Genomic DNA, 7195 nt, shown 5'->3' on the forward strand with positions numbered 1-7195 from the left:
AGCTGGCAATCGCGACAGGATCGTGACGGCTCAGCCCGGAAAGCCGTCGGATCGGCGCATTTCCCCGGTTTTGATGCCGCGCCAGTTCGTCAGCGGGCCGGTCAGGTATTTTGCGACCACCGGCATGTCGGGCGACAAAAGTCCCAGATGCAACAGAATCGCGGTGATCGCCGCCTCGCTGGCACGGGACGCGCCGTCACAGATCTTCAGCGCAATGCCAAGGCCCTGCCGGGGAAGAATGGCGACAAAGACGCCCTCGGCCCCGGTCTTGACGGCGACATTGCCGTCCATGGCGCGCATCAGTTCGGTGCAGGCACGCCCTTCGCCCGCCACCAGTTCGGGATGGGCGCGCATCGCATCGACCAGCCGCCTCATCCCCCGCCCTCGCGCGTCATCGCCCGGATTGGCGAAACGGGCCATCGCGCGGGCCAGCCCCTCGACCGTGCAGGCGTGATTCGGAGCCGAGCAGCCGTCGATGCCCGTCGCTGGCGAGGTCTCGCCCGTCAGTTCCTGAAAGGCGGCCTTTACGGCCTTCTGGACGGGATGATCCTGTTCGACATATTCCGGCCCGCCCGACAGATGGCGGTTCAGGGTCAGAAAGCCCGCATGTTTACCCGAGCAGTTATTGTGCAACTGGCAGGGTTTTTCATCCGAGCAGATCAGCCGCCGGTTTTCGTCAGGATCGCGCGGCATATGGCCGCCACAGCGCAAATCGGCATCGCCCATATCCAGCGTGGCCAGCCAGTCGGCGACGCCATCGACATGCATCCGCGCGCCGTTATGGCTGGCGCAGGCCAGCGCAAGCTGCCGCTCGCCCAGACCCGCCGCGTCCGCCGCACCGCTTTCGACCAGCGGCAGGGCCTGCATCATCTTGCACGATGATCGCGGATAGATCACGGTCGAGGGCTTGCCCCAGGCTTCGACCACACCCCTGCTGTCGCAGATGACGGCATGACCGGAATGTCGGCTTTCGCACAGTCCCCCACGCCACAACTCGATCATTTCGGCTGACCGCATCGTAAATTTCCCCCCTGACATTTGCGCGATTTTCAGCCTTCAGCCCTTTTTCGCGCAATGAAATTCGTTATCCTGACCAGAGAAGGTTGAAAAGGCCGTAACAATCGGGAAAAACGCCGGGAAAATTCGGCGATGACATGGCAGGAGGCCAGAGCATGAAGAATAAGACGCTGCGCTGCGTGGCGGCAACCCTTTTCCTTGCGGCGGGACTTGGCGCGGCAGGTGCGCAGGAATCGACCAATGTCGTGGCGACCGAGGGCGACTGGACCATTTTCGCAGGCAGCAACCCCAAGGAATGCTGGGCTGTTTCGCCGCCGAAATCGACGGTGAACACCAGGGACGGCAAAGAGGTGCAGGTGACGCGCGGCGATATCCGGCTGTATGTTGCCTATCGTCCGGGCGAGAACGGTGAAGTCTCGTTTACCGGCGGTTATCCCTTTGCCCCCGATTCGGCGGTCGAGGTCGATATCGGCGGACAGAAGTTCAATCTGTTCACCGAGGGTGAAAATGCCTGGACCGGTGGTGCAGCCGAGGATGGCAAGCTGATCAGTGCGCTGCGCGCCGGATCCAGCGCCGTGGTCAGTGCCCGGTCCTCGCGCGGGACAAACACCAAGGACACGTTCAGCCTGTCGGGAATCACCGCGGCCACGAACGCTGCAAAGGCGCACTGCCAGTAGAATCGGCAGGCCGGAATGACGGGCGACGGGGGCCGATTGATTTCCGGCCCGTCATGGCCTATGTGCAGGTCCTTCATTCGCAAGCCCGGAAACGCCCATGTCCGCCCCCATCACGCAGGATGTCCTGACCATTCCCCGCAAGCTGCCTGACAGCGGGCGGGTGAATATTGTCGGACTGACCCGCGACCAGTTGCGCGAGGCGCTGATTACGGCAGGCACGCCTGAACGGCAGGCAAAGATGCGCGTCGGGCAGGTCTGGCAGTGGGTCTATCACTGGGGGCTGCGGGATTTCGGGCAGATGACCAATCTGGCCAAGGATTATCGCGCCCTGCTGGCCGAAAAATTCGAAATCGCCTTGCCCGAAATCATGACCCGTCAGGTCAGCACCGATGGCACGCGCAAATATCTGTTGCGGATCGCCGGCGGACACGAGGTCGAGACGGTCTATATCCCTGAAGAAGGGCGAGGCACGCTGTGCGTCAGCAGTCAGGTGGGCTGCACGCTGACCTGTTCCTTTTGCCATACCGGCACGCAGAAACTGGTGCGCAACCTGACCCCGGCCGAGATCGTCGGGCAGTTGATGGTGGCACGCGACGATCTGGGCGAATGGCCGAAACCCGGCGAGCCAAAGGACGAAACCCGGCTGGTCAGCAACATGGTGCTGATGGGCATGGGCGAGCCGCTGTATAATTTCGAAGCCGTGCGCGACGCGATGAAGGTCGTCATGGACAATGAGGGCCTGACGCTGTCGCGCCGCCGCATCACCCTGTCCACCAGCGGCGTGGTTCCCGAAATCGCGCGCACGGCCGGGGAAATCGGCTGCCTGCTGGCCGTCAGCTTTCACGCCACCACCGACGAGGTGCGTGACAGGCTGGTGCCGATCAACAAGCGCTGGAATATCGACACGCTTCTGGGCGCGCTGCGCGACTATCCCCGGTTGTCGAACAGCGAACGAATCACCTTTGAATATGTGATGCTGGACGGCGTGAACGACAGTGATGACGACGCCCGCCGCCTTGTCCGGCTGATCCGCGGAATCCCCGCCAAGATCAACCTGATTCCCTTCAACGAATGGCCTGGCGCGCCCTATCGCCGCTCGGGTTGGGAGCGGATCGAGGCATTCGCCGATATCGTTCACAAGGCAGGCTATGCCAGCCCGATCCGCACCCCGCGAGGCGAGGATATCATGGCCGCTTGCGGGCAGTTGAAATCCGCCACCGAACGGGGCCGCAAATCCGCCGCACAGGTCGCTGCCGAAACCGCCTCGGGTTAAGGTCCAGGCCGCGAATTTCGCGAAATCGGCGGCGGGCTATTCCCCTTTGCCGGGATAATGGCTATCGGATGGGCCAGTTTTATCCGGTGAACCGGTTCGGAGAAAAAACATGTCACTACGTTGTCGGGGCCGTGATCGGGAGAAAGCCGTATGGCGCGGCCTTTTGGCCGCATTCCTTGCAGCGGGATTGTCCGCCGCGCCGGTCAGCGCCCGTGAGTGGCTACAACCCCGGCTCGGGAAGGTGATGATCATGGGAGGGCGGCTTGTGGACGAGAAAATCGGTGCAAGCCTGAACGTGCCCGGTGCTACCTATGAGGATAATTATATCGTCGGGGCCGGTATTCAGCGGTTCATCTATCGCGTCGGACCCTTGCTGCTTGGCTATGAGGCCGGGGCCGCCGCGCGTTTCGGCGAGGGAACCACGGCCGAGCTGTGGAGCGGCACGGTTGGCCGCCTGAACGATATCCGGCTGCTGGACAATCTGTATGTCGCGCCGCAGATGACGGTCGGGCTAAGCTATGTCACCGCAGCGCAGCCGGGGCGGGAACTGACCCTTCAGGAAAGCAAGCCCGGCCGGGATGCGCATCTGCTGTTCTATCTGGGGCCGGGGCTGGATTTCAAAACATCACCCACGTCACGCTATACGCTGTTCTGGCGGCTGCACCACCGCTCGGGCGCGGGTGAAACACTGGGCAGCATGCGGGGCGCGACCAACGCCAATGTCATCGGGCTGAAGATAGATTTCTAAGGCCGTGCCGGTTCCCGCCCGGAACCGGTACGGCGGGTTCTTCCGCTTTTCCTCGACGTCCGAAACGACTAGGTTTGCGCGGACCACGAAGGATGCGGATATGTCGTTTTTCACGAAACTGCGCGACAGGCTGACCCGGTCTTCGTCCAAGATCGGCGAGGGACTGGACGATATTGTCGGCGAGGGCCAGGCGGGGGCCACCGCCCGGCAACCCGCTGAACGGCACCCCCCGCAACCCGAATCATCGCCGCCCTCATCCGGCATCGTCGGTCGCCTGTTCGGTCGCGGCGAGGACCGCCCCGATGAACCGCGCCGCGCGCTGGACGACGGGATGCTGGAAGATCTGGAGGATATGCTGGTTCAGGCCGATCTGGGGGTCGAGACCGCTTTGCGCGTGACCGCCAATATCGCCGAGGGGCGGATGGGACGGCGGGTGTCATCCACGGAACTGAAGGAATTGCTGGCCGATGAAATCGCCCGGATCATGGACCCGGTCGCGCGGCCTCTGCCGCTTTATCCGAAAAAGCCGCAGGTGGTGCTGGTCGTGGGCGTCAACGGATCCGGCAAGACGACGACCATCGGCAAGCTGGCCAGCCAGTTCAGGGCGGCGGGCAAGAATGTGGTCATCGCGGCGGGCGATACGTTTCGCGCCGCTGCCGTGGAACAGTTGCAGGTGTGGGGGCAGCGCGCAGGCGTGCCGGTGATGGTCGCCGCGCAAGGGTCGGATCCGGCCAGCCTTGCCTTTGACGCCATGACACGGGCCGAGGCGGACGGGGCCGATCTGCTGATGATCGACACGGCGGGGCGGTTGCAGAACCGCCAGGATCTGATGGAGGAACTGGCCAAGATCGTCCGCGTGATCCGCAAAAAGGATCCGTCGGCCCCGCATAATACCCTGCTGGTGCTGGACGCGACCACGGGCCAGAACGCGCTGAGCCAGGTCGAAACGTTCCGCAAGCTGGCCGATGTGTCCGGTCTTGTGATGACCAAGCTTGACGGCACGGCGCGCGGCGGGGTTCTGGTCGCGCTGGCCGACAAGTTCGGGCTGCCGATCCATGCCATCGGCGTGGGCGAGCAGATCGACGATCTGGACGCCTTCGACGCCAAGGACTTTGCCCGTGCGCTGGTCGGGCTGTAGCCCGCGCGCCCTTACACCCCGATCAGCGTAGCAAAGCGGGCAATCTCGTCCGCAGGCGCACCAAGGCTGGCGAACAGCGTCGCCTGTGACCGCAGGATCGGTTCCCCGGACAGGATTTTCAGGTTGTTCGCGTGCAATGTCGCACCAGAGCTGGTAATGTCGGCGATGGCCTCGGCGGTCTGGTTGGCCACCGTGCCCTCGGTCGCGCCCTGACTGTCCACAAGCTGATAATCCGCAACCTCTTGCGAGGACAGCCAGGCGCGGACCAGCCGGTGATATTTCGTCGCAATCCGCAGCCGGAACCCATGCGCGGCGCGGAAATCGCGGCAGATCGAGGCGAAATCGTCCAACCCGTCGCAATCGATCCAGCATTCGGGCACGGCAAGGATCAGGTCGGCATGGCCAAAGCCCATCGGCGCGATTTCCGTCACAACATCGCGCCAGCCGGCCAGCTTTTCGCGGATCAGGTCGGTGCCGGTCACGCCCAGATGGATGCGGCCGGCCTGCAATTCGCGCGGGATCTCGCCCGCCGACATCAGGACCAGCGCAACATTCCCGGCGCCCTCGACCCGGCCGGCATATTCGCGGTCCGACCCCGCGCGCGACAGCCTGACGCCGCGGGCGGCGAACCACTCGAAGGTCTGCTCCATCAGCCGCCCCTTGGACGGCACCCCCAGCCGGATCATGCCACATTCGCCAGGATCTGGCCCCCCAGTTCATGGACAAGGCCCGGGCGGATGATGCCGCCCACCGCCGGAATGGCCCGGCCCTGCGCCTGCCCCAGCACCGCCGTCAGCGCGTCATAGCGCCCACCCGAGGCGACCGGCGGCCAGTCCGCACGGCCCGGCGCCGCGAAGCTGAAGGTCATGCCATCGTAATATTCCATCGTGTGCCGGCCGTGGCTGGCGTCAAAATGGATCGCGCCCACGTCGATGCCGCGATCTGACAGCAGCACAAGATTGCGCTCCAGCCGGTCGACCGCCTCGGTGATCGCGGGGATTTCGGCCACTACGGCGCTGAGCTGGCGCAGCGCCTCGGGCGCCGGGGCCTGAATGGAGAAGAGCCGCTCCAGCCGCGCGGCCCATTCCGGGGCCAGGGGCGGCTCAAGCGCATCGGCCTGCAGCCGGTCGATGCGGGCCTGCATTTCCTGCGGGCTGCGCAGCCCGGTCCATGGCGCGGATGCATCCGTGAAATCGCGCGGCGCGGGCGGGGCGGAAAACCGCGCCAGCAGCCGGGCAAAGCGTTTCGGCCGCCAGATATGGTGCAAAAGCGCCGCCCGGCGCGCCCCGGAGAGCGGCAGCGCGCGAACCGCATCCAGAAGCAGGTCCATATCGCCCATCGTCGCCTGCAGCTTCAGCGGCGCAAGAATGCCGTGAAACAGCGCGAAGACCTCGGCATCGGCATCGGCGTTGCGGGCGAAAAGCTCGAATCCGACCTGCAGATATTCGTTGTCACGCGGATGGTCGGGCCGGGTTTCGCCATGGTCCTGCTTGCGGAAAATCTCGCCCAGATAGCAGTAGCGCGCGGGCTCGGCGCCGTTTTCCATATGCATCTGCACCACCGGCACGGTGAAATCGGGCCGCAGCATCACCTCGCCCCGGATCGGGTCCTGGGTGACATAGGCGCGGGCGCGGATATCCTCGCCGTAAAGATCCAGAAGCGTCTCGGCGGGCAGCAGGATATCGGGGGCGACCTCGGCCGCGCCGGCGGCACGAAAGCGCGCAAGGATCTGCTGGCCGATGGCCTGTTTCTCGGGCTTGCTCATGTCCGGATCATCCCAGAATCCGCCGCACTTCGGCGACCAGATCCGTGCGGGCAACCTCGGTCTGGGCGGGCTGGGATTTCCATTCCTCATGGGTTGCCTCGGCGGCGATGCGCGCGCCCAGGATCAGGTCCTTGACCTGTACGACACCGCGCGCGGCCTCGTCCCCGCCCTGGATGATGGCCACGGGGGAATTGCGTTTGTCGGCATATTTCAATTGGTTACCGAAGTTTTTCGGGTTGCCCAGATAGACCTCGGCGCGGATGCCGGCGGCGCGCAATTCGGCCGCCATGGCCTGATAGTCGCCCATGCGGTCGCGGTCCATGACGGTGACGACGACGGGGCCGTGGCTGTCGGTTCCCGCCAGCCCCTTGGCGCGCAGCGCGGCCAGCAGACGGTCGACACCGATAGAGACGCCCGTGGCCGGGACCTTCTGCCCGGTGAAGCGTTCCACGAGACCATCATAGCGCCCGCCCCCGGCGACGCTGCCGAACTGGCGCTTGCGACCCTTGTCGTCAAGGATTTCAAAGGTCAGTTCGGCCTCGAAGACCGGGCCGGTATAATAGCCAAGGCCGCGCAC

Annotated in this window: 8 protein-coding genes; 4 read left to right on the forward strand and 4 right to left on the reverse strand. The window is 64.6% G+C overall.

Annotated elements, in window-relative coordinates:
* Positions 1 to 30 precede the first annotated feature (30 nt).
* A complete protein-coding gene (locus ACK5L9_RS09780) occupies positions 31 to 1017 on the reverse strand; it encodes an asparaginase (RefSeq protein ID WP_416911271.1) in 987 nt (328 codons plus the stop codon).
* A 155-nt stretch (positions 1018 to 1172) separates the two neighbouring features.
* On the opposite strand from ACK5L9_RS09780, the gene ACK5L9_RS09785 reads away from it, so the two are divergent.
* The 4 genes from ACK5L9_RS09785 (at position 1173) to ftsY (ending at position 4853) form a co-directional block, all read left to right on the forward strand.
* Entirely contained in the window at positions 1173 to 1694 is a 522-nt protein-coding gene (locus tag ACK5L9_RS09785) for an invasion associated locus B family protein (protein WP_416911272.1), read from the forward strand.
* Between the two features lie 97 nt (positions 1695 to 1791).
* Positions 1792 to 2967: a 23S rRNA (adenine(2503)-C(2))-methyltransferase RlmN gene (rlmN, locus tag ACK5L9_RS09790; RefSeq protein ID WP_416911273.1), complete on the forward strand. Its 1176-nt coding sequence runs from the start codon at positions 1792 to 1794 to the stop codon at positions 2965 to 2967.
* 250 nt (positions 2968 to 3217) lie between these two features.
* A complete protein-coding gene (locus ACK5L9_RS09795; protein ID WP_416911274.1) occupies positions 3218 to 3715 on the forward strand; it encodes a hypothetical protein in 498 nt (165 codons plus the stop codon).
* A 100-nt stretch (positions 3716 to 3815) separates the two neighbouring features.
* Positions 3816 to 4853, forward strand: coding sequence for a signal recognition particle-docking protein FtsY (gene ftsY / locus ACK5L9_RS09800; protein ID WP_416911275.1), 1038 nt, complete (start codon positions 3816 to 3818; stop codon positions 4851 to 4853).
* 11 nt (positions 4854 to 4864) lie between these two features.
* On the opposite strand, the gene hisG is transcribed toward ftsY, so the two are convergent.
* The 3 genes from hisG to ACK5L9_RS09815 form a co-directional block, all read right to left on the reverse strand.
* Positions 4865 to 5539 (reverse strand): ATP phosphoribosyltransferase, encoded by a 675-nt coding sequence (gene hisG, locus ACK5L9_RS09805; RefSeq protein ID WP_416911276.1) that lies wholly within the window; start codon positions 5537 to 5539, stop codon positions 4865 to 4867.
* The gene (locus tag ACK5L9_RS09810; RefSeq protein ID WP_416911277.1) at positions 5536 to 6618 is read right to left on the reverse strand and encodes an ATP phosphoribosyltransferase regulatory subunit; all 1083 of its coding nucleotides are present in this window, start codon (positions 6616 to 6618) and stop codon (positions 5536 to 5538) included. Before ACK5L9_RS09810 ends, hisG begins: the two co-directional genes overlap by 4 nt.
* 7 nt (positions 6619 to 6625) lie before the next feature.
* The coding region (locus tag ACK5L9_RS09815; RefSeq protein WP_416911278.1) for a His/Gly/Thr/Pro-type tRNA ligase C-terminal domain-containing protein at positions 6626 to 7195 on the reverse strand (570 nt) is incomplete at its 5' end.

This window comes from Paracoccus sp. (in: a-proteobacteria), from assembly GCF_047973135.1.
Lineage (GTDB): Bacteria > Pseudomonadota > Alphaproteobacteria > Rhodobacterales > Rhodobacteraceae > Paracoccus.

Coding starts and splice junctions, on each gene's coding strand:
- ACK5L9_RS09780 (WP_416911271.1), bottom strand. CDS start 1,017: ATGCGGTCAGCCGAAATGATCGAGTTGTGGCGTGGGGGACTGTGCGAA.
- ACK5L9_RS09785 (WP_416911272.1), top strand. CDS start 1,173: ATGAAGAATAAGACGCTGCGCTGCGTGGCGGCAACCCTTTTCCTTGCG.
- rlmN (WP_416911273.1), top strand. CDS start 1,792: ATGTCCGCCCCCATCACGCAGGATGTCCTGACCATTCCCCGCAAGCTG.
- ACK5L9_RS09795 (WP_416911274.1), top strand. CDS start 3,218: ATGGGAGGGCGGCTTGTGGACGAGAAAATCGGTGCAAGCCTGAACGTG.
- ftsY (WP_416911275.1), top strand. CDS start 3,816: ATGTCGTTTTTCACGAAACTGCGCGACAGGCTGACCCGGTCTTCGTCC.
- hisG (WP_416911276.1), bottom strand. CDS start 5,539: ATGATCCGGCTGGGGGTGCCGTCCAAGGGGCGGCTGATGGAGCAGACC.
- ACK5L9_RS09810 (WP_416911277.1), bottom strand. CDS start 6,618: ATGAGCAAGCCCGAGAAACAGGCCATCGGCCAGCAGATCCTTGCGCGC.